The organism is Streptomyces sp. A01 (genome assembly GCF_059026195.1).
In genome coordinates this window covers 1-370 of sequence record NZ_JBWLKN010000138.1, presented here as the reverse complement: position 1 = coordinate 370, position 370 = coordinate 1, and the positions used below count along the sequence as shown (strand labels likewise).

Genomic DNA, 370 nt, shown 5'->3' with positions numbered 1-370 from the left:
TGCCCTCCGGATCAACCACCGCAGGAACCTCCAGCACCAACTTCCCCGTATGCCGCGCCTGACTCAAAAACCGCAACACCTCCCGCGCCCGAGACAACGGCCACGCCCGCACCGGCGCAGGACACAGAGCCCCCGTGGTGAACAGATCCACCAGCTCGGCCAGCATGTCCCCGATGCGCTCGGGGCCGCCGTCAGGGATCAGGTCGAACGCGCGGTACTGGATTCCGGGGTGCTCTGCCTCGACTTGCCCGGCGTCGCGGATGTCGGTCTTGCCCATCTCCATGAACCGCCCGCCCTCGGCGAGCAACCGCAACGACGCGTCCGTGAACGGACCAGCCAGACTGTTGAGCACCACATCCACACCCCGGCC

Annotated in this window: 1 protein-coding gene; it reads right to left on the bottom strand. The window is 67.6% G+C overall.

Annotation, left to right across the window (positions count from 1 at the left end; translation table 11 throughout):
- A partial coding sequence (locus tag AC5P1B_RS35900; protein WP_493892229.1) for a zinc-binding dehydrogenase occupies positions 1-370 on the bottom strand: 370 nt, incomplete at both ends.